This window comes from Streptomyces sp. NPDC029216, from assembly GCF_040648015.1.
GTDB lineage: Bacteria > Actinomycetota > Actinomycetes > Streptomycetales > Streptomycetaceae > Streptomyces.
Map to the genome: position 1 here is coordinate 30,016 of NZ_JBEZWL010000014.1, position 25,861 is coordinate 55,876.

Below are 25,861 nucleotides of genomic sequence, written 5' to 3' on the forward strand. Positions count from 1 at the left end.
CGGCCTGCGGACCGGTGACGCCCATATCATCGCGTTTCATGGGAGAGGTCCGCTTGACCAGCGTAGAAACCGACCGGAGCAGCCTCGATCAGGCTCCCGGCAAGGGTTCCAACAACAAGAAGGAGCAGGGAGGGGAAGCCGCCGCGAAGCCGGAGACCCGAAGGGGCAGCCCGCGCTCGCGGCGCAGCGCCGCCTTCGCGGTCTGGTACCTGAGGGCCGTCACCTTCGTCAACTTCCTCAGCGCGGTGTGGCTTTCGCTCGGGCAGGACCTGCGCCGGCACAACACCGCCGACTTCTACACCCCGTACCTGCTGACGGCCGGCTTCGCCTCCGGCCTGTTCTCGCTGCTGCTCGCGGTCACCATGGGCCGCCGCAAGCGGGCCGCCTGGATCCTGAACCTGGTGGTCAGCGGCATGCTGCTGCTGGCGTTCGCGGTCGCCGCGTTCGCCCCGTGCACCGGCGGCGAGTTCAGCCTGTGCTACCCGGAGTTCCGCGACCACGCGCAGAACTGGGTCTCGCTCGCCCTGACCGCCGCCTTCGTCGGCGCGCTGCTGGTGGGCCGCCACGAGTTCTACGCCAAGGGCGACCGCTCCAACCCGAAGCTGGCCACCGCCGTCGGCGCCGTCGGCCTGCTGCTGACCTCGCTGATCGCCGCCCTCCTCGTCGGCGCCACCAACACCGACCCGGACCGGGCCGACGCCACGTTCCTGGCCCGCTGGCGCTACGGCGTGATGCGGCTGATCACGCTGGCCCCCGACGACAAGGCGTACAACGCGATCACCACCCCCGCCTGGGTGGACGTGTTCATCAACGTCATGTCCATGCTGCTGCTGCTCGCCGTGCTCTTCGCGGCCTTCCGCTCGCGCCGCGCCGTCGACCCGCTCACCCCCGAGGACGAGGAGAAGCTGCGGGCGCTCCTCGCCAAGCAGGGCGACCGCGACTCGCTCGGCTACTTCGCCCTGCGCCGCGAGAAGTCCGTCATCTGGTCCCCCACCGGCAAGGCCGCCGTCACCTACCGCGTCGTCGGCGGGGTCTCGCTGGCCTCCGGCGACCCCATCGGCGACCCCGAGGCCTGGCCCGGCGCCATCGAACCCTGGCTGGCCGAGGCCCGCGAGCACGGCTGGGTGCCGGCCGTGATGGGCGCCTCCGAGGAAGCCGGGCAGATCTACGCCCGGCACGGCCTGGACGCCCTGGAACTGGGCGACGAGGCCATCGTGGAGACCGACGAGTTCACGCTGGAGGGCCGCGCCATGCGCACCGTCCGGCAGGCCTACAACCGCGTCAAGCGGGCCGGCTACACCGTCCGCATCCGCCGCCACGCCGACATCCCGGCCGACGAGATGGCCGTCCTGCTCCAGCGCGCCGACGACTGGCGCGACGGCGCGACCGAGCGCGGCTTCTCCATGGCCCTGGGCCGCCTGGGCGACCCCGACGACGGCCAGTGCGTGATGCTGGAGTGCACCGACGGCAACGGCGATCTGCGGGCCGTGCTGTCCTTCGTGCCGTGGGGTCCCAAGGGGCTCTCCCTCGACCTGATGCGCCGTGACCGGGACTCCGAGAACGGCCTGATGGAGTTCATGGTCATCGAACTCCTGGAACGCTCGAAGGAGATCGGCGTCACACAGGTCTCACTGAACTTCGCCATGTTCCGTTCCGTCTTCGAGCGGGGGTCCAAGCTCGGCGCGGGTCCGGTGCTGCGCATGTGGCGCTCGCTGCTGAGCTTCTTCTCCCGCTGGTGGCAGATCGAGTCCCTCTACCGGGCCAACGCCAAATACCGGCCGATCTGGGAGCCGCGGTTCATGCTCTTCGAGAAGAGTTCCGACCTGCTGCGCATCGGCATCGCGGCGGGCCGGGCCGAGGGCTTCCTGGAGGCGCCCGGCCTGCCGAAGTGGCTGCACCGCAGACATCTGGAGACGATTCGTTGACGTCGTGGACGACGGCCTCACCGCGGCGGTTCGCCCGCCGCGAGTGGGGCCCCCTGTTCTGGACCCTCAGGGACGCACTCGTCCACGACAAGTGGCGGGCCGTCCCGATGACGATCGGGGCCGTCTGCCTCACCTCGGTCTTCCAGATCGTGCAGAACACGTCCTGGGGCTTCCAGCCCGTCCAGAACCTCGGGTCCGTCAAGGCCGTCGACCCCCTGTGGCTCGCGCTGCTGCGCACGCCGCTGTCCCTGTTCGTCCCCGCCCTCGACCTGCCGGTGTGGGGGGCGCTCGCGCAGATCCTGCTGGTGTTCGGGATCGCCGAGATCTGCATCGGCTGGTGGCGGACCCTGCTGATCGGGTACGTCGCCACCCTCGCCGGCACCACCTACGCCCGCATCGGGCTCTCGCTGGGCCCCGACCACCCCTTCGGCCTGCCGGTGACCGACCGCGTCGTCAACGACACCGGCCCCTCGGCCGCGGTGGTGGGCCTCGCCATCTTCGTCTGCTGGCGCTACCGGGCCTACCTGACCGGCACCCTGGTGATCCTCGTGATGATCGGGGAGGTGCTGGTCAAGGACAACCTCGCCGGCAAGGAACACCTCGCGGCCATCGCCGCCGTGATGGCGGTGTGCGTGGTGCGCGCGAAGTGGGGGCCGCCGCGCTCCCGGGCCCCGCTGGGGCGGCGGATGCCGCCGCCTCCGCCCGCCTCTCCGCCCTCGCCTCCGCCGTCCCCTCCGCCGTCCCCTCCGCTGTCCCGTTTCGCCGGTCCGGCCTGAGCCGTACGGGCGGCGCGCGCGAGCCCGTACCGTATCGGGGTGACGACCACAGACCTCGGGCCGCCCGGGCCCTTCCTCACGGGGCGGCAGTGGATGCGGGCCCATCCGCTCGCCACCGACGCCGTGCTGGCGCTCGGGGCGCTGGTCTCCATGGTCCTCGGGTCCTTCGTCGACCCGCACGGCCCGGTCGGGCCCGCCTTCCGCACCCGCGCCCCCGAACCGGTCTCGCTGCTGCTGATGCTGCTCGCCGCGGCCGCCCTGGTCTTCCGGCGGCGCAGCCCGCGCACGGTGCTCGCCGTCACCTGCGGGCTGACCCTGGTGGAGCTGGCCACCGGTGAACCTCGGGCGCCCGTCGCCATGAGCGCGGTGATCGCCCTGTACACGGTGGCCGCCCGCACCGACCGGCCCACCACCTGGCGGACCGGGCTGCTGACGATGGCGGGCCTGACCGGGGTGGCCATGCTGGCGGGACCCCTGCCCTGGTACGCGCAGGAGAACATCGGCATCTTCGCCTGGACCGGGATGGCCGCGGCCGCCGGGGACGCGGTGCGCAGCCGCCGGGCCTTCGTCGACGCCATCCGGGAACGGGCCGAGCGCGCCGAGCGGACCCGTGAGGAGGAGGCCCGGCGGCGGGTCGCCGAGGAACGACTGCGGATCGCCCGGGACCTGCACGACGTCGTGGCCCACCACATCGCCCTGGTCAACGTGCAGGCGGGGGTGGCCGCGCACGTCATGGACAAGCGGCCCGACCAGGCCAAAGAGGCCCTGGCGCACGTACGGGACGCCAGCCGCTCGGCCCTGAACGAGCTGCGCGCCACGGTCGGCCTGCTCCGGCAGTCCGGCGACCCGGAGGCACCGACGGAGCCCGCGCCGGGGCTGGCCGTACTGGACGAGCTCCTCGACACCTTCCGGCACGCGGGCCTGCCGGTGGAGGCGACGGTCCAGCTGGGGACGGGGGCGGGGGCGGCTACGGGTACGGGTACGGAGCCGCTGCCGGCGGCGGTGGACCTCGCGGCGTACCGGGTGATCCAGGAGGCCCTGACCAACGTGCGCAAGCACGCGGGCCCGGGGGCGCAGGCCCAGGTCAGCGTGGTCCGGGTGGGCGCCTCGGTGGAGGTGACCGTCCTGGACGACGGCGGCGACTCGGCGGACTCCTCCCCGGGCCAGAGCGACCCGGGCGGCGGCCACGGCCTCCTCGGCATGCGCGAACGCGCCGGCGCCCTGGGCGGCTCCTGCTTCACGGGACCCCGGTACGGGGGCGGGTACAGGGTGCACGCGATTCTGCCGGTATGAGGGGGGCGGGGGTGCTCGCGGTTCCGTGAGGGGCCGGGGGCGGGTCGGTGTTGGCCCACCCGCCTCCCCGTCTGCGGGGCGGCGGGTGGGGGCGGCGTCCTGCCGGGCCACCGGCCCGCAGACGGGGAGGCGGGTGGGCAGCCCCCGGCCGGCCCCCACCCCTCTAGGGGGAGATAGTCGGCCCCGGCCACGAGCCGGGATCCCGGCCCCGCCCCCCTCAGCAGGGCTTTCGCCACGCCCCCAGGTCGTACCGTTTTTCCATCGAGCTCAGTTTCAGCTCGCGTGACCGGGCGCAGAACTCGTTCGTCGGGACTTCGTATTCGACGTGGAAGACCGCCTTGCCCGCCTTGATGAAGGGGGTGAGGCTGTCGCATTCCTCGTACTGGGCGCACTGTTCGTTGACCGCGAAGTCGAAGTCGCCGAGCAGCTGGGGGATCTGGTCCAGGTCGTTCTTCAGGCCCACCGCCATGCCCCGGTCGTGGGCCAGGCGTGCGATCAGGCGGTTGTAGGTCAGTTGGTGGTCCGCCGTCAGGGGGAAGCCGGTCTTGTTCTTGTAGCCGTCCATGTTGTCCGGCTCGACCGCGTCGAAGCCCTTGTCGCGGCACATGTCGAAGCGTGTGGCCATCAGGGGTTCCAGGACGGACGTCTGGCGGATGTCCAGCCAGCGCTCGCCCTTCCAGCCGTTGCCCTCTCCCAGGAGGGGCTTCGGGAAGGCGTCGGCGTCGGAGCGGAAGTCCTCCCAGGCGCCCGTGGAGATGTAGCAGATGGTCCGGCGGCCGGCCTTCTTCAGGGCGGCCACCTGCTCCTTCGTCGTGTTGAACCCGTCCACGTCGTACACCGGCACCTTCACCGAGGTGTCCAGCTTCCCGCTGAGCTGCCACTGCCACTGCGTCCCGGGCCGGGGCTGCCAGCGCTCCCCCGGGGCCTGGGTGGGCCCGGGCTCCGGGGTCTCCTCGTCGTCGCCGTCCGGGGCGGCCGTGCAGGCAGCGGTGAGCAGCAGCAGGCCGGCCACCGCGGCGGTGGCGAAACGCTTCATCCGGCGGTCTCCAGGGCGTACGGGAGGGTCCCCCACGGGTGTGCGCCGGTTCCGGGGACGGCGCAGTGGACGCCCGCCCGCCGTTCGGCGGCCAGTGCGGCGGCCGGGGCGTTGGGCGGGACGGCGTACACGAGGTGGCAGAACCGGTCGGCGGGGTGGTCGGCGGTCCAGGAGGGCGGGGTGGCGGCGCCGTCCCGGTAGGCGTCCCAGGGGCCCTCGAAGGTGACGAGCAGGTCGGCGAGCGAGGCGTACCCGGGGTGCGGGTGGACGCCGTGGTTGAGGACGAGCGTACGGGCGCCGGCGGCCCGGGCGGCGACGGCGAGCCGGCCGTAGTGGGGCAGGAGTTCGGGGCCGGCGGCGGCCTGGTCGAGGAAGGCGCCGTCGGCGGCGTACCAGTCGCGGTGGCGCAGCAGGTCCTGGACGACGTCGGCGTGGGGGCGGCGTCCGTAGTCGGTGTCGGTGTAGCCGAGGACGGGCACGCCGGCGTCGCGCAGCCGGGCGGCGACGGCGGCGAACCGCGCGTCGGGGGCCCGGCCGGGCCCGCTGTCGGGGTTGAGCACCACCGAGTGCAGCCGGCCGGCGCAGGCGATGAGCCGGTCCCATGCCTCGGGCCGGTCGGCGGGATGCTCGTAGAGCGGGACCAGCAGCATGCGTTCCTTCTCCGGGTGAGGGCTCATCGGTGTGCCGTCGCGCGGCCGAGGAGCAGGCAGACCAGCACGGACAGCACGGCCGTCGCGGCGCCGGCCACCGCCAGCTGGACCAGCCGGGGCTGCCCCGTCCCGGCCAGCACGGCCAGGCTCTGGGCGCCGGCCGCGGCGGCGCAGACCGCGGCGGCGGGCCGGACGGCGCCGAAGGACTGCAGGAGCAGCCCGGTCCACATCACGGCGCCGAGCAGCAGCAGGGTGGCGACGCGGTCCCAGGTCAGGCCGGGGGCCTGCGGCCACAGCAGGGTTCCGGCGGTGCCCAGCAGGAGCAGCACCGTCAGGTACACGGCCAGGCACCGGGTGAGGGTGGCGAGCATCCGCCGCCGGAACGCGCGGGGTGAGCGGGCCGCGCGCAGCCCGGCGAGGCTGCCGCTGCGGAAGCGGTGCAGCAGCCATTCGGCGGGGCCCATGCTGAGGGTGAGGGCCACCGCCGAGGGTGCCGCGACGGCCTCGGCGGGGCCTCCGGTGAGCACCTCCCCCAGGGCGGCGTACAGCACCAGCAGGCCGGTCCCGAGGCCGAACACCCCGTAGGGAACCGAGTCCCCGATGCGGGGTCCGCGCCGGCCGTAGTCCTCCTCGGCGCCGCGCAGCATCCGCCAGCGCACCGCGCCCCCCTCGCCCGGGTGGCGCTCCGCCCAGCCGCGGATCCTGCGCACGGCGGCCCGTACCCCCTCGGCCAGCGGCAGTTCCCGCAGGGCCAGGGCGCACGCGGCCAGCAGGGACGTCAGCAGCAGGGCCACCCGTACGGGTAAGGGCGGGTCGGTGAACAGCGCGAGCGCCGACCCGGCGGCCATCGGGCCGAGGGCGGCGAGCAGCAGCCGCTCCCGCCCGAGGACCAGCAGGACGGTGGCGGCGCCCACGTACAGGGCCTGCCCGGCGGCGAAGGCGTACGAGAACGGCGGCCCGCCGGGTACGGCGAAGGCGGCGGCGGTGCCCAGCAGGGCCCCGACGGGGGCGCCGACGAGCAGGGTGCGCCCGGCGGCGGCCCGGTCGCCGAGGCCGAGCCAGGTGTAGGCGCGGTGGGACAGGGTCTGGTCCCAGACCCAGCCGATGAGGGCCCCGGCGAGGAGGGTCAGGGTCCCGGCGGGCAGTCCGAGCCGGTCGGGCGGGCCTCCCAGGAGGGGTTCGCCCAGCAGGTAGCCAGGCCGGGCAGGGCGAAGATCAGGCCGCGGAGCAGGCAGGCGGCGAGGGGGACCTTCCAGGGGTCGGGGAGCTCGTCGGGTTCGGGGAAGGAGCGGGGTACGCGGGCGTAGAGGTCCTCGGCGAGGGCGAAGGAGTCGTGGCGGCCGTAGGTGAGGCGGATGTGCTCGTCGCTCATGCCGTCGGATTCGAGGAGGGCGGCGATCTCGTCGGGGTGGACGGCGGCGGCGACGAACGCGTCGAGGCGGTCGGCGAGTGCGTCGATGGGGTCGGCGGGGGCGTCGGCCGGTCCGCGGCCGGGCCTGGGGAGGACGGGCAGGGTGTCGGTGGCGGCCGCGGCGGCGCCGGGGCGCGGCCGGGCGGAGGCCGCGTGGCCGACGTGCACCCAGGAGCCTTCGGGCCCGGGCGGCTTGAGCCAGAGGGATCCGCTCACCACAGGCTCCCGTCGGCCGCGAGTTCCTTGTACCAGGGGTCGGCGAGGCGCTGGGTCCACTCGTCACCGGGGCGGAGGGGCAGGACGGCCTGGCCGGAACGCGTGTGATCGGAGAGGCCGCGGTAGATGTGGCGGAAGCCGTCCACGGACTGGTGGAGGGTGAACTTCTCGACGACCCGTTTGCGGGACATGCGGCCGAGTTCGGCGCGGCGTTCGTCGTCGCGGAGCAGAGCGAGGGTGGCGCGGGCCATGGTCTCGGGTTCGCGGGGCGGGACGACGAGGCCGGTGTCGGCGACGGCCTCGCGGACCCCGCCGACGTCGGTGGAGACGGTGGTGCGGCCGCAGGACATGGCTTCGATGATGCTGAAGGGGAAGCCCTCGCTGATGCTGGAGAGCATGACGACGCTGCCGGCCGCGTAGGCCTTGGCGACCTCGCTGATGCGGCCCTCCCAGCTGATCCCGTCGCCGACGCCGAGTTCGGCGGCGAGCTTCTCCAGGCGCAGTTTGTACTCCTCGCAGCCCGCGGGGACGGGGCCGAAGAGGCGCAGTCGCAGGGCGGGGAGTTCCTCGCGCATGAACGCGTAGGCGCGGATGAGGGTTTCGAGGTCCTTGATGGGGTCGATGCGGCCGCACCAGCTGAGGGTGGGGACCTCCGGTTCGGGGCCGGCGTCGGGGAAGAGGTGGGGGTCGACGCCGTTGTAGACGGTGCGGATCCGGTCGGCGTCGGCGCCGCCGCGTTCCTCCCAGCGGCGGTTGTACTGGTTGCACGGGGTGATCAGGTCGGCCTGCCGGTAGCCCTCGGAGTTGAGCTCGCGGTAGAAGCCCAGCATCAGGGCCTTGACGGGCCAGCGCTGGGCCGCGGTGCGGTAGCCGAGGTAGCGCTCGCGCAGGTAGATGCCGTGCTCGGTGAGGAGGAAGGGGACCCCGTCGAGCCGTTTGGCGGCGAGGGCGGGGAGGGTGGCGAGGCCGCTGCTGACGGCGTGGGCGACGCTGTCGGGCGGGATCCGCACGGACAGCGGGCGCAGGGCGTGTTCCAGCAGGTCGGTGGCGGTGAGCGCGTCGTGGACGGTGGGCTCGGCGGCGGCGGTGAGCAGGCCGGGGCGGGTCCATACGGCCATCAGCAGGCGCAGTACGGGTTCGGAGCGCAGGGCCGGGGTGAGGCGGCCGGCGCGGGCGAGGCGGGCGAGTTCGCCCAGGGCCTCGGAGAAACCGCCGTGCCCGGGGGCGATCAGGGAGAGCAGAAAGGTTTCGTAGACCTCGGTGAAGCGGCGGTGGGCCTTGCCGCGCAGGGCGGTCCGGCGGGCCTTCGGGGGCGGCGGGCCCCAGAGCGGGACGGCGGTGTGCCGGTAGACGTTGCGCGGGAGCTCCCAGGTGACCGGCTCGCGCCCGGAGCCGGTCAGGGCTATGACGTTGAAGTCGACCTCGGGCATACCGCGTACCAGCTGGTCGCACCAGGTGCTGACGCCTCCGTGGACGTGCGGGTAGGTGCCTTCGGTGAGCATGGTGACATGACGCCCATGGCTCATGTGCTGAGTCCCCCCAGGACTGAAAAGGGGCCGGCGCCCGTGGTGGGCGGGACGCCGGCGCTGGGTACTGCCGGGTGGAGCGGGTGGTGCCGGGCCCGGGGGCCCGTGTTTCAGAGGAGGCGGAGCGTGACCGCGGACTGGAGGAGTTCGGGCGCCGTCCAGGCGGAGCGGGTGCCGGCGTAGGGGGTGCCGAAGTCGGCGGTGCCGAGCAGGAGCTGCTTCTTGGTCCCGTTGGGTGCGGTGACGGGGGCGACGACGCCGGAGGGCGCCTTGATGGTGACGTCCTTGCCGATGCGGTAGGCGGTGACCTGGCCGGCGGCGAGCGCCTTGTCCCAGGCGGCGCGGCGCTGGAGCTCGACCCCGGTGGCCTTCATGCTCTGGTTGACGATGGGCGCGCTGGGCGCGTAGAGGGAGCGGTAGGTGTCGAGGACCTGGTTGAGGACCGGGTAGAGGGTGCGGTCCTCGGCGAGGTTGGTCTGGTGGACGTAGTGCGGCTTGGGGTCGTTGGCCAGGACGTGGCGCAGGGCGGTGCGCGCCTCGGCCGGGACGACGTAGTCGAGGAAGCCGGTGTTGACGTCCAGCGGGGCCGGCAGACAGGTGGAGGTCGCCGGGTTGTCCTCGCAGATGCCGCTGCCGCCGTCGGCGCGGCTGGTGTAGATCCAGTTGTACTCGTCGGCCATCTCGGCGTTGGTGCCCGTGTTGTAGTACACGTTCATGGGGTAGCGCGGGACGGTGAGGGCGGCGCCGACGGCCCGCTGGTCGGGTTCGCGGGAGTTGTCGCTGCCGGCCCACTTGACCCCGTTGTCGGCGAGGGCGCCGGCCAGGTTGGGGTTGTCCTGGGGCTGCTGCGGGAGGGTCTTGAGGCCGGAGTGCTCACCGGTGACGAGCTCGGTGCGGTCGGTGGTGAGGCCCTTGGAGACGGCCCAGTTGTAGTTGTCGCGGATCTGTGCCGAGATGTCGGCGCGGCTCATCCAGAGGGTCTGGCCCTGGGTGTCCTTGGTGCAGGTCCAGGGGTTGACGCTGACGTCCTGGGTGCAGCCGAGGAAGAGGTGGGTGTAGGTGTGGTTCATCCAGCGGTACTTGGCCTTGTCGGCCAGGAGCTGGGCGGTGAGGGCGTCGGTGCCGCCGTTCTCGCTCTTCCACTCCTCGCCGGCGCCCGCGTTGAACAGCAGGTCCAGCTTGAAGTCCTTGGAGGTCTGCCACTGCGCCAGGTACTGGGCGTCGGCGGCGGTCATGCGGATCGTCGACTCCTTGCCCTCGCCGCCGGCGCAGGCGTAGTCGCCGGGCGTGCAGTCGAGGGACTTGTCCCAGCGGGCGTCGGGGGCGAAGACGTCGTCGACGTGGACGGCGAAGTAGTTGCGCTCCTGGCCGAGGTGGACGCCCTGGGTGAGCCATTCGACGATGCCGCGGGCCAGTAGCCGGAACTGCTGCTGGTACTGGTTGTAGCCGAAGGTGACGACCAGTTCGCTGCGTCCGTCGTGGGCGTACTCGCCGACGAGCGAGCCGCGTCCGGAGCCGACGGGGGCGTCGACGTAACTGGTGTATCCGGCCATCGGCTTGGCGATGAACCCGTAGCTCTCCGGAATCAGGGGAGAGTTGTCCTCGAAGGGCACTTGACCGCCGAGGTATCCGAAGGGTCCCGTCCTGCCCGCGTCGGTGACGGCTGCCCGGGTGCCGTCGAGCGTGCCGGTGTAGCCGCCGTTGTCCGTGTACTCCAGGCCGACCTCGGGGTGGGCCCAGGTGTAGGCGTCCACCTGGCGGATGCCGTACGCCGTCTCGTACGCGGTGAGCGCGGCCATCTCGGCGGAGCCGGCGCCGAAGGGGTTCTCGTTGGGCAGGACCACGCCCTGGTACTTGGCGCGCGGCCGGCCGCTGACGGTGTCGCTGAGGAAGGCGGCGTCGATCTTGGGGCGGCTCGCGCTGCCCAGGTCGACCCGCGTGTACGGGACTCCGGTGGAGCGGAGCTCCTCGGTGATGGCCCCGACCGAGGTGCCGCCGTCGTCGACGACCAGCACCTTCAGGTCGATGCGCGGTGTGACGGCCGCCGCGTGGGCGGTCGCGGCGGGTACGGCGACCGACATCAGCGCCGCTACGCCCATGGCTGCCGCGGCCCTGTTCATCCGGTTCTTCTTGACCATTTCGGCCTTTCCCCCCGCAGGCGTCTCCCGGCTCGGCCCATGGCGGACGGCCGGGCCGGGGAGGCTCTGTGGAAATCATGCAAAAGGACCCCGCGTCCCCTTGCGAGAGTGGCTCGATCCTCTCGGACCTCGTCAGGTCTAGGCGGCAAACCTGGAGCAGAGTCCACAGATGGGTGAACCTGATGGCCCGTCGATCGAACAACTTGCCAAACCTTCGAGTGACGTACGGATGACCGGCTGCGCGTAGGCTCGTTTCCGGCGGCCGTCGGGCCCGAATACGATCGCTGCGGAGCGGCCGGCGACCCCGACGCGACAGAAGCGCCCATATAACACAAACGGAAGCGAGACTTCACCACCGTGACTGCTCTGACTCTCAGCACTGCCGGCGCGGCGACGCTGCGCGCCGACGCCCTCGTGGTCGGCGTGGCGAAGGGCCCGAAGGGGCTCGTCGTGGCCGCCGGCGCCGAGGCCGTGGACACGGCGTTCGACGGAAAGCTCGCCGCCGTGCTCGACGCGCTCGGCGCCTCCGGCGCCGAAGGCGAGATCACCAAGCTGCCCGCTCCCGCCGGCCTCAAGGCCGCGGTCGTGCTGGCGGTCGGCCTGGGCCCCGCCCCCGAGCAGGACCAGTCCTTCGACGAGGAGGCCCTGCGCCGCGCCGCCGGCTCCGCCGCCCGCGCCCTGCACGGCTCCAAGAAGGCCGCCTTCGCCCTCCCGCTGGAGGACGCCTCCGCCGTCACCGCCGTGGCCGAGGGCGCGCTGCTGGGCGCGTACGCCTTCACCTCCTACCAGGGCGGCGAGAAGAAGAACGGCAAGGCCGACAAGAACGGCGGCCCCAAGCAGCCGCTGGCCGAGGTGGCCCTGCTCGGCGCCAAGCCGCGCGACAAGGAGCACAAGGCCGCCGCCGAGCGCGCGACCGTCGTCGCCGCCGAGGTGAACGTCGCCCGCGACCTGATCAACACCCCGCCGAACGACCTCACCCCCGCCGCCTTCGCCGCGATCGCCGCGGCCACGGCCAAGGAGCTCGGCCTCAAGGCCCAGGTCATGGACGAGAAGGCGCTGGTCAAGGGCGGCTTCGGCGGCATCATGGGCGTCGGCAAGGGCTCCGAGAACCCGCCGCGCCTGGTCAAGATCGCCTACACCCACCCGGAGGCGGAGAAGCACCTCGCCTTCGTCGGCAAGGGCATCACGTACGACTCGGGCGGCATCTCCCTGAAGCCGGCCGGTCACAACGAGACCATGAAGTGCGACATGTCCGGCGCCGCCGCCGTGTTCTCCTCGGTCGTCGCCGCCGCCAAGCTGGGCCTGAAGGTCAACATCACCGGCTGGCTCGCCCTCGCCGAGAACATGCCGTCCGGCTCCGCCACCCGCCCCGGTGACGTGCTGCGCATGTACAGCGGCAAGACCGTCGAGGTCCTGAACACGGACGCCGAGGGCCGCCTGGTCCTGGGCGACGCCCTGACCAAGGCCTCCGAGGAGAACCCGGACGCGATCGTCGACGTCGCCACCCTGACCGGCGCCATGGTGCTGGCCCTGGGCGACCGCACGTTCGGCATCATGGCCAACGACGACGCCTTCCGCACCTCGATCCACGAGATCGCCGAGGAGGTCGGCGAGTCCTCCTGGCCGATGCCGCTCCCCGAGGACCTGCGCAAGACCATGGAGTCCCCGACCGCCGACATCGCCAACATGGGCGTCCGGATGGGCGGCGGCCTGGTGGCCGGCCTCTTCCTCCAGGAGTTCGTCGGCGAGGGCATCACCTGGGCCCACCTCGACATCGCGGGCCCCGCCTTCCACGAGGGCGCCCCGTACGGCTACACCCCGAAGGGCGGCACCGGCTCCGCCGTCCGCACCCTGGTGCGCCTCGCCGAGCGCACCGCCACCGGCGACCTGGGCTGACCCGCCCCGGCACCACCCGTCCGCGGGGCACGTACCACCTGGTGAGACGTGCTCTGTGACACACGACGCGCCCCGGGACCGAGACCTCGGCCCCGGGGCGTGTTCGCTCTGGAAGAAACCTTGAGGATCAGTAGCTTCGTACGCCCGGGTAACCCGGACTTCGGGCAGAACGACGGTGCACACCCGGGGCCCGGCGTCCCGCGTTCCCCCGACAAATGCGAAGATGGGTTCTCGGCAGGACAGGGCCCCCACCACAGGGCCGAAGAAACAAGCGGCCGATCACCAGCCGCCGCCCGGTCACAGAGGACCGGTGCCCGGCGCACATGCATGGAGGACGTGACGTGGCGAACGACGCCAGCACCGTTTTCGACCTAGTGATCCTCGGCGGTGGCAGTGGCGGCTACGCCGCGGCGCTCCGCGCATCCCAGCTGGGTCTCGACGTTGCGCTGATCGAGAAGGGCAAGCTGGGCGGCACCTGCCTGCACAACGGCTGCATCCCCACGAAGGCTCTGCTGCACGCCGGCGAGGTCGCGGACCAGGCACGCGAAGCCGCACAGTTCGGTGTCAAGGCCACCTTCGAGGGCATCGACATCGCCGCTGTGCACAAGTACAAGGACGACGTCATCGCCGGCCTGTACAAGGGTCTGCAGGGCCTGGTCGCCTCCCGCAAGGTGACCTACATCGAGGGTGAGGGCCGCCTCTCCTCCCCGACGTCCGTCGACGTCAACGGCCAGCGCATCCAGGGCCGCCACGTCCTGCTGGCGACCGGCTCCGTGCCGAAGTCGCTGCCGGGCCTGGACATCGACGGCAACCGCATCATCTCCTCGGACCACGCGCTGGTCCTGGACCGCGTGCCCCAGTCCGCGATCATCCTGGGCGGCGGCGTCATCGGCGTCGAGTTCGCCTCGGCGTGGAAGTCCTTCGGCACCGACGTCACCGTCATCGAGGGCCTCAAGCACCTCGTCCCGGTCGAGGACGAGAACAGCTCCAAGATCCTGGAGCGCGCGTTCCGCAAGCGCGGCATCAAGTTCAACCTCGGCACCTTCTTCCAGAAGGCCGAGTACACGGAGTCCGGCGTCCGCGTCACCCTCGCCGACGGCAAGACCTTCGAGGCCGAGGTGCTGCTGGTCGCCATCGGCCGCGGCCCGGTCTCGCAGGGCCTGGGCTACGAGGAGCAGGGCGTCGCGATGGACCGCGGCTACGTCCTGGTCGACGAGTACATGCGCACCAACGTGCCGACCATCTCGGCCGTCGGTGACCTGGTCCCGACCCTCCAGCTCGCGCACGTCGGCTTCGCCGAGGGCATCCTGGTGGCGGAGCGCCTGGCCGGTCTGAAGACCGTCCCGATCGACTACGACGGCGTTCCGCGCGTCACGTACTGCCACCCCGAGGTCGCGTCCGTCGGCATCACCGAGGCCAAGGCCAAGGAGATCTACGGTGCGGACAAGGTCATCGCCGCGAAGTTCAACCTCGCGGGCAACGGCAAGAGCAAGATCCTGAAGACCGCGGGCGAGATCAAGCTCGTCCAGGTCAAGGACGGTGCCGTGGTCGGTATCCACATGGTCGGCGACCGGATGGGCGAGCAGGTCGGCGAAGCCCAGCTGATCTACAACTGGGAGGCCCTTCCGGCCGAGGTCGCGCAGCTGATCCACGCGCACCCGACCCAGAACGAGGCGCTCGGCGAAGCCCACCTGGCGCTCGCCGGCAAGCCGCTGCACAACCACGACTGATCGTCATGGGCGCGACGACCGACCACATCCGCACATTCGTTAGGAGCAACTGAAACCATGGCGGTTTCCGTAACCCTTCCGGCGCTCGGCGAGAGCGTTACCGAGGGCACTGTCACTCGCTGGCTGAAGGCCGAGGGCGAGCGCGTCGAGGCCGACGAGCCGCTGCTCGAGGTCTCGACCGACAAGGTCGACACCGAGATCCCCTCCCCCGTCTCCGGCATCCTCTCGTCCATCAAGGTCGCCGAGGACGAGACCGTCGAGGTCGGTGCCGAGCTCGCGATCATCGACGACGGCTCGGGCGCCGCTGCCCCGGCCGCCGCTCCGGCCGCCGAGCCCGCCGCCGCCCCGGCGCCGGTCGCCGAGGCCCCGGCCGCCCCCGCACCGGCCGAGACCCCGGCCGCTGCCCCGGCCCCCGCTGCCGCCGCGCCTGCCGCGTCCGGCACCGACGTCGTGCTCCCCGCCCTGGGCGAGTCCGTCACCGAGGGCACCGTCACCCGCTGGCTGAAGGCGGTCGGCGAGTCCGTCGAGGCCGACGAGCCGCTGCTCGAGGTCTCCACCGACAAGGTCGACACCGAGATCCCCGCGCCGGTCGCCGGCACCCTGCTGGAGATCCTGGTCGGCGAGGACGAGACCGCCGAGGTCGGCGCCCGTCTGGCCGTCATCGGTGTCGCGGGCGCGGCTCCGGCCGCCGCCCCGGCCGCCGCCGCTCCGGCTCCGGCCGCTCCCGTTGCCGCTCCGGCCCCGGTCGCCCCGGCGGCTCCGGTCGCCGCTCCGGCCCCGGTGGCCCCGGCTGCCCCGGTCGCCGCTCCGGCCCCGGTCGCCCCCGCGGCTCCGGTCGCCGCTCCGGCTCCGGTGGCTCCGGCCGCTCCGGCTCCGGTTGCCGCCCCGGTCGCCCCCGCCGCCCCGGTCTCCGCCGGTGACGAGGGCGCCTACGTGACCCCGCTGGTGCGCAAGCTCGCTTCGGAGGCCGGCGTCAACCTGGCGACGGTCACGGGCACCGGTGTCGGTGGCCGTATCCGCAAGCAGGACGTCCTGGCCGCCGCCGAGGCCGCCAAGGCCGCCGCCGCTCCGGCTCCGGCCGCCGCCGCCCCGGCCGCCGCCAAGGCTCCGGCCGCGGTGTCCGAGCTGCGCGGTCAGACGGTCAAGATGACCCGCATGCGCAAGGTCATCGGCGACAACATGATGAAGGCCCTGCACTCGCAGGCGCAGCTCAGCTCCGTGGTCGAGGTGGACATCACCAAGATCATGAAGCTGCGCGAGAAGGCCAAGGCCGGCTTCCTCGCCCGCGAGGGCGTCAAGCTGTCCCCGATGCCGTTCTTCGTCAAGGCCGCCGCCCAGGCGCTGAAGGCCCACGCGGTCGTCAACGCCCGGATCAACGACGACGAGGGCACCATCACCTACTTCGACTCGGAGAACATCGGCATCGCCGTGGACTCCGAGAAGGGCCTGATGACCCCGGTCATCAAGGGTGCCGGTGACCTCAACCTGGCGGGCATCTCCAAGGCGACCGCCGACCTGGCCGCCAAGGTCCGCGGCAACAAGATCACCCCGGACGAGCTGTCCGGCGCGACCTTCACCATCAGCAACACCGGCTCGCGCGGTGCGCTGTTCGACACGGTGATCGTTCCGCCGAACCAGGTCGCGATCCTGGGCATCGGTGCCACGGTCAAGCGCCCGGTGGTCATCGAGACCCCCGAGGGCACCGTCATCGGCGTCCGCGACATGACGTACCTGACCCTGTCCTACGACCACCGCCTGGTGGACGGCGCGGACGCGGCCCGGTACCTCACCGCCGTGAAGGCGATCCTGGAGGCCGGCGAGTTCGAGGTCGAGCTCGGCCTGTAAGGCAAAGGCGCGCAGGGATCTGCCGCTTACGGCGCCCCCGCCCGGATTCGTCCGGGCGGGGGCGCCGTCGTTGTAACGAGCCTCACCCTGCGTCCCTGACCACGAACGCATCGGAGCAGGCCGCGGCGGCCTTATTGTCTAGGCATCAGGCCCCGCGTGTCCGCACACACAGGAGTTGAAACCCGATGATCACCCCACCCGTCGTGCACTCGCTGCGCGAGCAGATCCGCGAGCACATCGTGGAGGGGATCGTCAGCGGCCGCTGGAAGCCCGGCGAGCGGATCGTCGAGCGCCGGATCGCGGTCGAGCTGGAGGTCAGCCAGACGCCCGTACGGGAGGCCCTGCGCGAGCTGGAGACGCTGCGGCTGATCGAGTCGGCGCCGAACAAGGGCGTGCGGGTGCGGAACCTCTCCGCGGCCGACCTGGAGGAGATCTACCCGGTCCGGGCCGGCCTGGAGCAGATCGCGGCCGAGCTGGCCGCGCCTAAGCTGGCGGCCGACTGCTCGGCGCTGGAGCCGCACGTGGCGGCCCTGTGGGAGGCCGACCGCGTCCAGGACGGGACGGCGCAGGTGCGGCACACGGTGGGCTTCCACCGGGAGCTGGTGCGGGCGGCCGGGAACAGCGTGCTGCTGCACACCTGGGAGAGCCTGGGCATCGAGGTCTTCACCGCGCTGTCCATCCGGTGGCTGGGAACCGTCCAGAAGTCCTACGCCGAGGAGCACGAGGCCCTCGTCGCGGCGTTCCGCAGCCAGGACCCGGACATCGGGGTACTGGTGAAGCGGCATGTCCTGGGCTGTGCGCCGCGCAGCGCCTAGCCCTTTCCAGAAGCTTCTGACCTGCGGTTTTGAGCGATCCTCCAGGGGATCGCCGGTCTTTCGGCATGTACTGATGAAACCGGCACGGCGTGCCTGTGTCCATGGCACCCGGTGCCGACTTTCGTCCCGACGACGAATATTCGTCACTTTTATTTGATCGATCATCGATCAGGGATTTACAGTCACTGCGGACCCCAACCCGGGTCCATCGGCCCTGTCCTGCCCGTCAGGGTTTTCTTCACCACCTCCTCTCCTTTGTCCGGAAGGCGGCGCACACCGATGTCCGACCCCGTAGGAAAGCTTCCGAGCGAGCTCGACCAGCTCCCGGACCGCGACACCGAGGAGACCGCCGAATGGGCGGCCTCCCTCGACGCCGTCGCCAAGGCCGCCGGTACGCGCCGCGCCGAATACCTGCTCCGCCGCACCCTCCAGCACGCCGAGGCCGCCGGCCTCGCCCTGCCGAAGCTGCTGGAGACGGACTACGTCAACACCATCCCCACCTCCGCCGAGCCGGCCTTCCCCGGTGACGAGGAGATGGAAGCCAAGATCACCGCCTGGAACCGCTGGAACGCGGCCGCCATGGTGACCCGCGGCTCCAAGTACGGCGTCGGCGGCCACATCGCCACCTTCGCCTCCGCCGCGTGGCTGTACGAGACCGGCTTCCAGCACTTCTTCCGCGGGAAGGAGGCCGACGGATCGGGCGACCAGCTCTACATCCAGGGCCACGCCTCCCCCGGCATCTACGCCCGCGCCTTCCTCGACGGGCGCATCTCCGAGCAGCAGCTCGACAACTTCCGCCAGGAGTCCGGCGGCAACGGCCTGCCGTCCTACCCGCACCCGCGGCGCCTGCCGTGGCTGTGGGAGTTCCCCACGGTCTCCATGGGCCTCGGCCCGCTCTCCGCGATCTACCAGGCGCGCTTCAACCGCTACCTGCAGAACCGGAACATCAAGGACACCGCCAACTCGCACGTCTGGGCCTTCCTGGGCGACGGCGAGATGGACGAGCCCGAGTCGACCGCCGCCCTGGCCCTGGCCTCCCGCGAGCAGCTCGACAACCTGACGTTCGTCATCAACTGCAACCTGCAGCGCCTCGACGGCCCGGTCCGCGCGAACTTCCGCGTGGTCCAGGAGCTGGAGGCCCAGTTCCGCGGTGCCGGCTGGAACGTCATCAAGACCCTGTGGGGCTCCGCCTGGGACGAGCTCTTCCAGCTCGACACCACGGGCGCCCTGGTCCGCCGCCTCCGCGAGGTCCCGGACGCGCAGTTCCAGACGTACGCGACCCGCGACGTGGCCTACATCCGCCAGCACTTCTTCGGCGCCAACGCCGAGCTCGTCGCCCTCGGCGCCCTGCTCTCCGACGCGAAGATCGCCGAGTGCTTCCACAGCTCCCGCGGCGGCCACGAGCCCCGCAAGGTCTACGCCGCGTACAAGGCCGCCCTGGAGCACAAGGGCGCTCCGACGGTCATCCTCGCGCAGACGGTCAAGGGCTACACGCTGGGCTCCGGGTTCGAGTCGAAGAACGCGAACCACCAGATGAAGAAGCTGACGATCGACGAGTTCAAGGACATGCGTGACCTCCTTGGCCTGCCGATCCCGGACAGCGCCTTCGCCGACGGCAAGGTCCCGTACGGCCACCCGGGCGCGAACAGCCCCGAGGTGCAGTACCTGAACGAGCGCCGCGCGGCCCTCGGCGGTCCCGCCCCGGCCCGCAAGGTCCACCACGTGGCCCTGCCCGCCCCGGCCGACCGCTCCTTCGCCCCGCTCATCAAGGGCTCCGGCAAGCAGGAGATGGCCACCACCATGGCCTTCGTCCGCCTCGTCAAGGACCTGATGCGGGACAAGGAGACCGGCAAGCGCTGGGTGCCGATCGTCCCCGACGAGGCCCGTACCTTCGGTATGGAGTCCCTCTTCCCGTCGGCCGGCATCTACTCGCCGCTGGGCCAGACGTACGAGCCGGTCGACCGCGACCAGCTGATGTACTACAAGGAAGCCAAGGACGGCCAGATCCTCAACGAGGGGATCACCGAGGCCGGCGCCATGGCCGACTTCATCGCCGCCTGCACGTCGTACGCGACGCACGGCGAGCCGATGATCCCGTTCTACATCTTCTACTCGATGTTCGGCTGGCAGCGCACCGCCGACCAGATGTGGCAGCTCGCCGACCAGCTCGGCAAGGGCTTCATCGTCGGTGCCACGGCCGGCCGCACCACGCTGACCGGTGAGGGCCTGCAGCACGCGGACGGCCACTCGCACCTGATCGCGTCCACGAACCCGGCGTCGCTCAACTACGACCCGGCCTTCGCGTACGAGATCGCGGTGATCGTCAAGGACGGTCTGCGCCGGATGTACGGCGAGCAGCCCGAGGACGTCTTCTACTACCTGACGGTCTACAACGAGCCGAAGGTCCAGCCGGCCATGCCCGAGGGCGTGGAGGAGGGCATCCTCAAGGGCCTGTACCGCTTCAACACGGCCGCCGCCCTGGAGGCCGCCCCGGCCGCCGACGCCCCGAAGATCCAGCTCATGGCCTCGGGTACGGCGATCCACTGGGTCCTGGAGGCGCAGCAGCTGCTCGCCGCCGACTGGAACGTGGCCGCCGACGTGTGGTCCGCCACCTCGTGGGGCGAGCTGCGCCGCGACGCGCTGGAGTGCGACGAGGCGCTGCTGCGCGGCGAGGAGCGCACCCCGTACGTCACCCGTGTGCTGGAGGGTGCCCCGGGCCCGGTCCTGGCGGTCTCCGACTGGATGCGTCAGGTTCCGGACCAGATCAGCCAGTGGGTCCCGCAGGACTACACCTCGCTGGGCACGGACGGCTTCGGCCTCTCCGACACCCGCGAGGGCGCACGCCGCCACTTCGGCGTCGACGCGCAGTCCATCGTGGTGGCCGCGCTGGCCCAGCTCGCCCGCCGCGGCGAGGTCCCGGCGTCCGCCGTCAAGGAGGCCCGGGAGCGCTACGGCCTGTAGGCCCGAGCCCGTCCGACCGTGAGGCGGCCCGTCCCTTGGGGGGCGGGCCGCCTCATGTGCTCTGCTGCTTCGGGATCCCTTCCTCCGGCAACCGGCCGGCCGCCACCGCCTCACCGACGAGCTTCGCCAGCATCTCGCGGACGTAGATCAGCTGCGCGTTGATGGAGTCGCGGCGGTGGGTGAGCGCCACCAGTTCGCGCTCGGACTCGGTGCGGACGTGGTCGGCCTTGGCGTTGGCACCGGCGACGATGTCCTCGGCCTGGCACTGCGCGATCTCCACCGTCCTCCGGGCCCGGCGCTCGGCGTCGTTACGAAGCTTCTCGGCTTCCAGGCGCAGTTGCTCGGCGCGGTGCTCGATCTCGGCCAGGCGCTTCTCGGCCTTCTGCTGGCGCGCGGCCAGGTCGCGCTCGGACTGCTCGCGGCGCTTGGCCAGGTTGGTCTCGAAGTACGAGGCGGCCTGGGCCGCCTTGTTCCGGGTCTCCACGAAGAGGGCGTCGGCCTCCTCACGCTTGGCCCGGGCGTCCTGCTGGGCCTCGGCCCGGACGGCCCGGACGTCGCGTTCGGCCCGCTCCCGCAGTTCAGCGATCTCCCGTTCGGCCTCGGCGCGCAGCAGGGCCACCTCCGCCGCGCCGTCCCCGCCGCCCGGTACGCCGGGCGGCTGCTGCGGGGGCTGTCGGTACGCGGCCAGGAGGCGGTCCAGCTCGCGTACGACGGTGGCCGCGTCGGGCGGGCGGTGTGCCGGGTCCTTGGCCAGGAGGTGCATCACCAGGTCGGTGAGGCCGGCCGGGGCCCGGCCCGCGGGGAGCGGGCGGGGCTGTTCGTGCACCTGCTGGTAGAGCAGGGCGTGGGGGGCGGCGTTGGTGAAGGGCGGGTGGCCGGTGAGGCCCTCGTACAGGAGGCAGCCCAGGCTGTAGAGGTCGGCCCGGTGGTCGATGCCGGAGTCCCCCCGGCACTGTTCGGGGGACATGTAGGCGAAGGTGCCCATGGCGGTACCGGTGACGGTGAGGTCCGCGACGCGCAGCGTCTCGCCGAGGAACTTGGCGAGCCCGAAGTCCAGGACCTTGATCACGCCGGCGGAGGTGAGCATCACGTTCTGCGGCTTGATGTCCCGGTGGACGATGCCGAGCCGGTGGGCGGCGGACAGGGCGGTGGCGATCTGGCCGCCCCAGTTCGCGACGTCGTACCAGGGCACGGGCGTGGCCCCGCTGACCAGCTTCGCGAGGGTCTCGCCGTCGATGCGTTCCATCACCAGGTAGAGGTACCGGCGGCCCGCGAGCAGGGCCTCGCCGCAGTCGTGGACGGTCACCGTGTGCCGGTGCGGGAGGGCGGCCGCCGAGCGCACCTCGTGCATGAAGCGGTGTTCGACCTGGGTGGTGTCCATGCCCGGAACGGCGTGGACGAGTTTGGCGGCGACCGGCCGCAGCATCCGCGTGTCGAGGGCGCTCCAGACCTCGCCCATGCCGCCCCCGCCCAGCGGCTCCTCCAGCCGGTAGCGGCCGTCGATCAGTTCCCCCTGCATCCGCACCCCTCCCGATCCCGCACCCGTCGGGTTCGAGTATGCGGCCGGGCGGGGGATCGGGCACCGGCCTTTGGCCGTATGCGCGGTGGCGGCGCGGGGGTGGAGCCGTGATGCTGGATCGCGTGATGGACGAGACGGAGTTCTGGGAGATCGTCGACCGTACCCGTGAGGCCGCCGAGGGCGACCCCGAGGAACATGCGGAGCTGCTCGTGGAGCGGCTGACGCAGCTGGATCCCGACTCCGTCCTGGACTTCGCCCGGCATTTCGAGTCCCGGTACAACCGGGCGTACACCTGGGACCTGTGGGGGGCGGCGTGGGTGCTGCTCGGCGGGGCCAGCGACGACGCGTTCGACTACTTCCGGTGCTGGCTGATCGGGCAGGGCCGGGAGGTCTTCGAGGGCGGGGTGCACGATCCGGACCAGCTGGCCGAGCTGCTGGGCGAGTTCGACGAGGAGATCGACGGGGACGGGGAGGAGCTGGGGTACGCGGCCGATGAGGCGTACGAGCAGCTGACCGGGGCGGTGGCCCCGGACCTGGGGATCCCGTTGCAGGCGGAGGAGCCGGAGGGCACCCCGCTGGACTTCGAGGACGAAGCCGTGCTGGCGGAGCGCTTCCCCCGGCTGTGGGACCGCTTCGGGGGGTGAGGCCCGTCAGTAGTGGGTGCCGCCGTCGATGCGGATCTCGGTGCCGGTGATGAAGGCGCCGTCCTCGGAGCCCAGCATCGCGACGACGCCGGCCACGGTCTGCGGGCCGGCGAAGCCCTGGCCGAGGGCGGGGGCCAGCTTGGCGAAGAGGGACCAGTCGGTGTCCTCGGGCAGGCCGGGGCCGGTGCCGGTGGTCATGCCGCTCTCGATGGAGCCGGGGGCGACGGAGACGAAGCGCAGGCCCTGCTTGCTGTACTCGGCGGCCAGGGCGTGGGTCATGGACTGGATGCCGCCCTTGCTGGCCGCGTAGGCGGACATGTAGGGGTGCGCGAAGCTCGCCGAGGTGGAGCTGAAGTTCACGACGACCGGCTGGTCGCCCGCCAGCAGGGCGGGGAGGGACTCGCGGATCATCAGGAAGGTGCCGGTCAGGTTGACCGCGATGACCTTGTTCCAGAAGTCGAGCGTGGTCTGGTGGGTGTGCGCGGAGCGCAGGATGCCCGCCGCGTTGACCAGCACGTCGATGCCGCCGAGGGCGTCGACGGCGGCGGCGACGCCCGTCCGGACCGAGGCCTCGTCGGATATGTCCAGTACGGCGGTGGTCAGCCGGCCGGCGTGGCCGTCGGCGGCCGCCCGGTCGGCGGTGGCCTTGAGGCCGGCCTCGTTCACGTCGACGGTGTGGACGCGGCCGCCCTCGGAGAGAATGCGGTGCACGGTGGCCTGGCCGATGCCGGAGCCGCCGCCGGTGATGAGGACGCGACGTCCTTCGTAACGGTTCATGGGGCGAGCGTACCGAGGTGGTGGCACGTTTTGCCAGCCTGTCACGTAATGCATCCATCTGATCTGACTGGCGGTACGCTTCACCCGTGAGATCTCCCCGTCCGTACTCCCCCCAGAGCGGCCCCGGAACCCAGTCGCTGACCGAGCGCCGCAAGGCCGCCACCCAGCTCGACATCGCCCGGGCCGCCTGCGAGCTCTTCGCGGCGCACGGCCCCGACGGCACCACCGCCGAGGACATCGCCCACCGGGCGGGGGTCGCCCTGCGCACGTTCTACCGTTACTTCCGCAACAAGCAGGAGGCCGTGGCCCCGCTGCTCGCGGGCGGCGGCGACGCCTGGCGCGCCCTGCTCGCCGAGGAGGACCCCGCCACTCCCCTGGCGCAGGCCCTGGAGCGGGCCGTGACCCGCGCCCTGAGCGACTCCAAGGCCGTCGAGGAGGGCCTGGAGGTCACCCGCGGGCTGCTGCGCGCGGCCGCCACGGACGAGGCCCTGCGCGCCGTCTGGTACCGGGTGAACCAGGAGTCCGAGGAGCGCCTGGTGCCGGTGGTGGCCCGGCTCGCGGGTCCGGAGGCCGACGAGATGTCCGTACGCCTGGTGTCCGCGGCCGCCACCGACGCGATCCGCGTCGCGCTGGAACTGTGGTCCGCCGGCGACGCCCCGGTCTCGGGCCCGGGCTCCCCCGCCGACCTCGCGGTGCGCTGCCTGCGCGAGCTGACCGGCGCGATGCCCCTGCTCCGCTGAGCGCGGGGCAGGGGCACCGGAAGGGGGAAGGGGTACGGCGGGTTCAGCGCCAGCCTCCCCAGTCGTCCCAGTTGACGTTGTCCCAGCGGCCCCAGTCGTGGTCGCTCCAGTTGCCGTGGTGACGCCAGCTGCCGTTGCCGCAGTCGTCGTCATCGTCCCAGTGGTTGACCCAGCGGGAGTGACTCGAACGGTTCCAGTTCCCGTCGTGGTCGTGGGCGGACGCGCTGCTCAGGGGCAGCAGAGCCAGAGTGAGTCCAGCACCGCCCGCGACGACGGCGCCGATGATCCTACGGCGCATCATGATGCACCTCCGAACATGTCTCGCTTATCGGGCTTACGGGGCTTTTAGGTCCCAAATCAACCGTTACCCCGGTCGGGCGACCTGTCAAAAGCAGAAGGCCCCCCGCCGCTCTCCGAGAGAGCGGCGGGGGGCCTTCCATCAGGCACGTTCCCGACTTCGCGGGCCCGACTTCTTACAGGTCGAAGTAGAGCTCGAACTCGTGCGGGTGCGGACGCTGCGCGATCGGGGCGATCTCGTGCGTGCGCTTGTAGTCGATCCAGGTCTCGATCAGGTCCGGGGTGAAGACACCGCCGGCGAGGAGGTACTCGTGGTCCTCCTCCAGGGCCTTGAGGACGTCCTCCAGGCTGGTCGGGACCTGCGGGACGTTCGCGTGCTCGTCCGGGGAGAGCTCGTAGAGGTCCTTGTCGATCGGCTCCATCGGCTCGATCTTGTTCTTGATGCCGTCGAGGCCCGCGAGGAGCAGCGCCGAGAAGGCGAGGTACGGGTTCGAGGACGGGTCCGGCGCGCGGAACTCGACGCGCTTGGCCTTCGGGTTCGAGCCCGTGATCGGGATGCGCATGGCGGCGGAGCGGTTGCGCTGCGAGTACACCATGTTGACCGGCGCCTCGAAGCCCGGCACCAGGCGGTGGTACGAGTTCACCGTCGGGTTGGTGAAGGCGAGCAGCGACGGGGCGTGCTTGAGGATGCCGCCGATGTAGTAGCGGGCGGTGTCCGACAGGCCCGCGTAGCCGGCCTCGTCGTAGAAGAGCGGCTCGCCGCCCTGCCACAGCGACTGGTGGACGTGCATGCCCGAGCCGTTGTCACCGAAGATCGGCTTCGGCATGAAGGTCGCGGTCTTGCCGTTGCGCCAGGCGACGTTCTTCACGATGTACTTGAAGAGCATCAGGTCGTCGGCCGCGGCGAGCAGCGTGTTGAACTTGTAGTTGATCTCGGCCTGGCCACCGGTGCCGACCTCGTGGTGCTGGCGCTCGACCTGGAGGCCCTGGGCGTCCAGCTCCAGGGAGATCTCGGCGCGCAGGTCGGCGAAGTGGTCGACCGGGGCGACCGGGAAGTAACCGCCCTTGTAGCGGACCTTGTAGCCGCGGTTGTTCTCCTCGGAACCGGTGTTCCAGGCGCCGGCCTCGGAGTCGATGTGGTAGAAGCCCTCGTTGGCCGAGGTGGCGAAGCGCACGCTGTCGAACACGTAGAACTCGGCCTCGGGGCCGAAGAACGCGGTGTCGGCGATGCCGGTCGAGGCGAGGTAGGCCTCGGCCTTCTTGGCGATGTTGCGCGGGTCGCGGCTGTAGGCCTCACCCGTGATCGGGTCGTGGATGAAGAAGTTGATGTTGAGCGTCTTGTCCTTGCGGAACGGGTCCAGGCGCGCGGTGGTGATGTCGGCGCGCAGCGCCATGTCGGACTCGTGGATCGCCTGGAAGCCGCGGATCGAGGAACCGTCGAAGGCGAGCTCCTCCGCCGGGTCGAACGCTCGCGCCGGGATGGTGAAGTGCTGCATCACACCAGGCAGGTCGCAGAAGCGGACGTCAACGAACTTGACGTCGTTCTCCTCGATGTACTGCTTCACTTCGTCGGCGTTCTTGAACATCCAACTCCTCCTACTCCCGGTCCCCGGGGCAGGGACGGGCTTTATAGCTCGTGGTGCGTCAGTGCGGTGCCGCACGCTGA

The 25,861-nt window shown here is 71.6% G+C and carries 19 protein-coding genes and 2 pseudogenes; 10 read left to right on the forward strand and 11 right to left on the reverse strand.

What is annotated here, in order from left to right:
• The first annotated feature begins 38 nt into the window (after positions 1–38).
• The 3 genes from AB0F18_RS08350 (at position 39) to AB0F18_RS08360 (ending at position 3,994) form a co-directional block, all read left to right on the forward strand.
• The gene (locus AB0F18_RS08350; protein ID WP_362056292.1) at positions 39–1,925 is read left to right on the forward strand and encodes a phosphatidylglycerol lysyltransferase domain-containing protein; all 1,887 of its coding nucleotides are present in this window, start codon (positions 39–41) and stop codon (positions 1,923–1,925) included.
• Positions 1,922–2,701 (forward strand): hypothetical protein, encoded by a 780-nt coding sequence (locus AB0F18_RS08355; RefSeq protein WP_362056294.1) that lies wholly within the window; start codon positions 1,922–1,924, stop codon positions 2,699–2,701. Before AB0F18_RS08350 ends, AB0F18_RS08355 begins: the two co-directional genes overlap by 4 nt.
• 93 nt (positions 2,702–2,794) lie before the next feature.
• Positions 2,795–3,994, forward strand: a complete 1,200-nt coding sequence (locus AB0F18_RS08360) for a histidine kinase (RefSeq protein WP_362056382.1) — start codon at positions 2,795–2,797, stop codon at positions 3,992–3,994.
• A 217-nt stretch (positions 3,995–4,211) separates the two neighbouring features.
• On the opposite strand, the gene AB0F18_RS08365 is transcribed toward AB0F18_RS08360, so the two are convergent.
• The 6 genes from AB0F18_RS08365 to AB0F18_RS08390 form a co-directional block, all read right to left on the reverse strand.
• Complete coding sequence (locus AB0F18_RS08365; protein ID WP_362056296.1) at positions 4,212–5,030, reverse strand: endo alpha-1,4 polygalactosaminidase; 819 nt, start codon at positions 5,028–5,030, stop codon at positions 4,212–4,214.
• Positions 5,027–5,707, reverse strand: coding sequence for a spherulation-specific family 4 protein (locus AB0F18_RS08370; protein ID WP_362056298.1), 681 nt, complete (start codon positions 5,705–5,707; stop codon positions 5,027–5,029). Before AB0F18_RS08370 ends, AB0F18_RS08365 begins: the two co-directional genes overlap by 4 nt.
• Positions 5,704–6,594 carry a hypothetical protein gene (locus tag AB0F18_RS08375; protein ID WP_362056300.1) on the reverse strand — a complete coding sequence of 297 codons (891 nt, stop codon included), beginning with the start codon at positions 6,592–6,594 and terminating at the stop codon, positions 5,704–5,706. The genes AB0F18_RS08370 and AB0F18_RS08375 overlap by 4 nt, the downstream gene beginning before the upstream one ends.
• Positions 6,595–6,806: 212 nt before the next feature.
• Positions 6,807–7,307, reverse strand: a complete 501-nt coding sequence (locus AB0F18_RS08380) for a hypothetical protein (RefSeq protein WP_362056302.1) — start codon at positions 7,305–7,307, stop codon at positions 6,807–6,809.
• The gene (gene pelF / locus AB0F18_RS08385) at positions 7,304–8,833 is read right to left on the reverse strand and encodes a GT4 family glycosyltransferase PelF (RefSeq protein WP_362056304.1); all 1,530 of its coding nucleotides are present in this window, start codon (positions 8,831–8,833) and stop codon (positions 7,304–7,306) included. The genes AB0F18_RS08380 and pelF overlap by 4 nt, the downstream gene beginning before the upstream one ends.
• Before the next feature lie 110 nt (positions 8,834–8,943).
• A complete protein-coding gene (locus tag AB0F18_RS08390; protein ID WP_362056306.1) occupies positions 8,944–10,971 on the reverse strand; it encodes a hypothetical protein in 2,028 nt (675 codons plus the stop codon).
• Between the two features lie 357 nt (positions 10,972–11,328).
• On the opposite strand from AB0F18_RS08390, the gene AB0F18_RS08395 reads away from it, so the two are divergent.
• From AB0F18_RS08395 to aceE, 5 genes are all read left to right on the forward strand, one after another.
• The gene (locus AB0F18_RS08395) at positions 11,329–12,867 is read left to right on the forward strand and encodes a leucyl aminopeptidase (protein ID WP_362056308.1); all 1,539 of its coding nucleotides are present in this window, start codon (positions 11,329–11,331) and stop codon (positions 12,865–12,867) included.
• A gap of 341 nt (positions 12,868–13,208) precedes the next feature.
• Complete coding sequence (lpdA, locus tag AB0F18_RS08400) at positions 13,209–14,597, forward strand: dihydrolipoyl dehydrogenase (protein WP_362056309.1); 1,389 nt, start codon at positions 13,209–13,211, stop codon at positions 14,595–14,597.
• A gap of 57 nt (positions 14,598–14,654) precedes the next feature.
• On the forward strand, positions 14,655–16,442 hold the full coding sequence (gene sucB, locus AB0F18_RS08405; protein ID WP_362056311.1) for a 2-oxoglutarate dehydrogenase, E2 component, dihydrolipoamide succinyltransferase: 1,788 nt from the start codon (positions 14,655–14,657) through the stop codon (positions 16,440–16,442).
• A 188-nt stretch (positions 16,443–16,630) separates the two neighbouring features.
• Positions 16,631–17,257, forward strand: a complete 627-nt coding sequence (locus AB0F18_RS08410) for a GntR family transcriptional regulator (RefSeq protein ID WP_362056384.1) — start codon at positions 16,631–16,633, stop codon at positions 17,255–17,257.
• A gap of 279 nt (positions 17,258–17,536) precedes the next feature.
• The gene (gene aceE, locus AB0F18_RS08415) at positions 17,537–20,218 is read left to right on the forward strand and encodes a pyruvate dehydrogenase (acetyl-transferring), homodimeric type (RefSeq protein WP_362056313.1); all 2,682 of its coding nucleotides are present in this window, start codon (positions 17,537–17,539) and stop codon (positions 20,216–20,218) included.
• A gap of 52 nt (positions 20,219–20,270) precedes the next feature.
• On the opposite strand, the pseudogene AB0F18_RS08420 reads toward aceE, so the two are convergent.
• Positions 20,271–20,825, reverse strand: a pseudogene (locus AB0F18_RS08420) (cellulose-binding protein); the annotation flags it as partial.
• A gap of 129 nt (positions 20,826–20,954) precedes the next feature.
• Positions 20,955–21,737, reverse strand: a pseudogene (locus AB0F18_RS08425) (serine/threonine-protein kinase); the annotation flags it as partial.
• Between the two features lie 125 nt (positions 21,738–21,862).
• Here AB0F18_RS08425 and AB0F18_RS08430 point away from each other — a divergent pair.
• Entirely contained in the window at positions 21,863–22,381 is a 519-nt protein-coding gene (locus AB0F18_RS08430) for a DUF4240 domain-containing protein (RefSeq protein ID WP_362056386.1), read from the forward strand.
• Between the two features lie 6 nt (positions 22,382–22,387).
• Here the strand turns inward: AB0F18_RS08430 and AB0F18_RS08435 are convergent, their stop codons facing one another.
• On the reverse strand, positions 22,388–23,158 hold the full coding sequence (locus AB0F18_RS08435) for an SDR family NAD(P)-dependent oxidoreductase (RefSeq protein WP_362056315.1): 771 nt from the start codon (positions 23,156–23,158) through the stop codon (positions 22,388–22,390).
• Positions 23,159–23,244: 86 nt separating this feature from the next.
• Between AB0F18_RS08435 and AB0F18_RS08440 the strand changes: the two genes are divergently transcribed.
• The gene (locus AB0F18_RS08440) at positions 23,245–23,898 is read left to right on the forward strand and encodes a TetR family transcriptional regulator (protein ID WP_362056317.1); all 654 of its coding nucleotides are present in this window, start codon (positions 23,245–23,247) and stop codon (positions 23,896–23,898) included.
• A gap of 43 nt (positions 23,899–23,941) precedes the next feature.
• Here AB0F18_RS08440 and AB0F18_RS08445 read toward each other — a convergent pair whose 3' ends face one another.
• Together AB0F18_RS08445 and glnA are read right to left on the reverse strand one after the other, a co-directional pair.
• On the reverse strand, positions 23,942–24,196 hold the full coding sequence (locus AB0F18_RS08445; protein ID WP_362056319.1) for a hypothetical protein: 255 nt from the start codon (positions 24,194–24,196) through the stop codon (positions 23,942–23,944).
• A gap of 175 nt (positions 24,197–24,371) precedes the next feature.
• On the reverse strand, positions 24,372–25,781 hold the full coding sequence (gene glnA / locus AB0F18_RS08450; RefSeq protein ID WP_362056321.1) for a type I glutamate--ammonia ligase: 1,410 nt from the start codon (positions 25,779–25,781) through the stop codon (positions 24,372–24,374).
• Positions 25,782–25,861: the final 80 nt, after the last annotated feature.

Coding starts and splice junctions, on each gene's coding strand:
- aceE (WP_362056313.1), top strand. CDS start 17,537: ATGTCCGACCCCGTAGGAAAGCTTCCGAGCGAGCTCGACCAGCTCCCG.
- AB0F18_RS08390 (WP_362056306.1), bottom strand. CDS start 10,971: ATGGTCAAGAAGAACCGGATGAACAGGGCCGCGGCAGCCATGGGCGTA.
- AB0F18_RS08430 (WP_362056386.1), top strand. CDS start 21,863: ATGGACGAGACGGAGTTCTGGGAGATCGTCGACCGTACCCGTGAGGCC.
- AB0F18_RS08350 (WP_362056292.1), top strand. CDS start 39: ATGGGAGAGGTCCGCTTGACCAGCGTAGAAACCGACCGGAGCAGCCTC.
- glnA (WP_362056321.1), bottom strand. CDS start 25,781: ATGTTCAAGAACGCCGACGAAGTGAAGCAGTACATCGAGGAGAACGAC.
- AB0F18_RS08435 (WP_362056315.1), bottom strand. CDS start 23,158: ATGAACCGTTACGAAGGACGTCGCGTCCTCATCACCGGCGGCGGCTCC.
- AB0F18_RS08445 (WP_362056319.1), bottom strand. CDS start 24,196: ATGCGCCGTAGGATCATCGGCGCCGTCGTCGCGGGCGGTGCTGGACTC.
- AB0F18_RS08360 (WP_362056382.1), top strand. CDS start 2,795: ATGCGGGCCCATCCGCTCGCCACCGACGCCGTGCTGGCGCTCGGGGCG.
- pelF (WP_362056304.1), bottom strand. CDS start 8,833: ATGAGCCATGGGCGTCATGTCACCATGCTCACCGAAGGCACCTACCCG.
- sucB (WP_362056311.1), top strand. CDS start 14,655: ATGGCGGTTTCCGTAACCCTTCCGGCGCTCGGCGAGAGCGTTACCGAG.
- AB0F18_RS08365 (WP_362056296.1), bottom strand. CDS start 5,030: ATGAAGCGTTTCGCCACCGCCGCGGTGGCCGGCCTGCTGCTGCTCACC.
- AB0F18_RS08370 (WP_362056298.1), bottom strand. CDS start 5,707: ATGAGCCCTCACCCGGAGAAGGAACGCATGCTGCTGGTCCCGCTCTAC.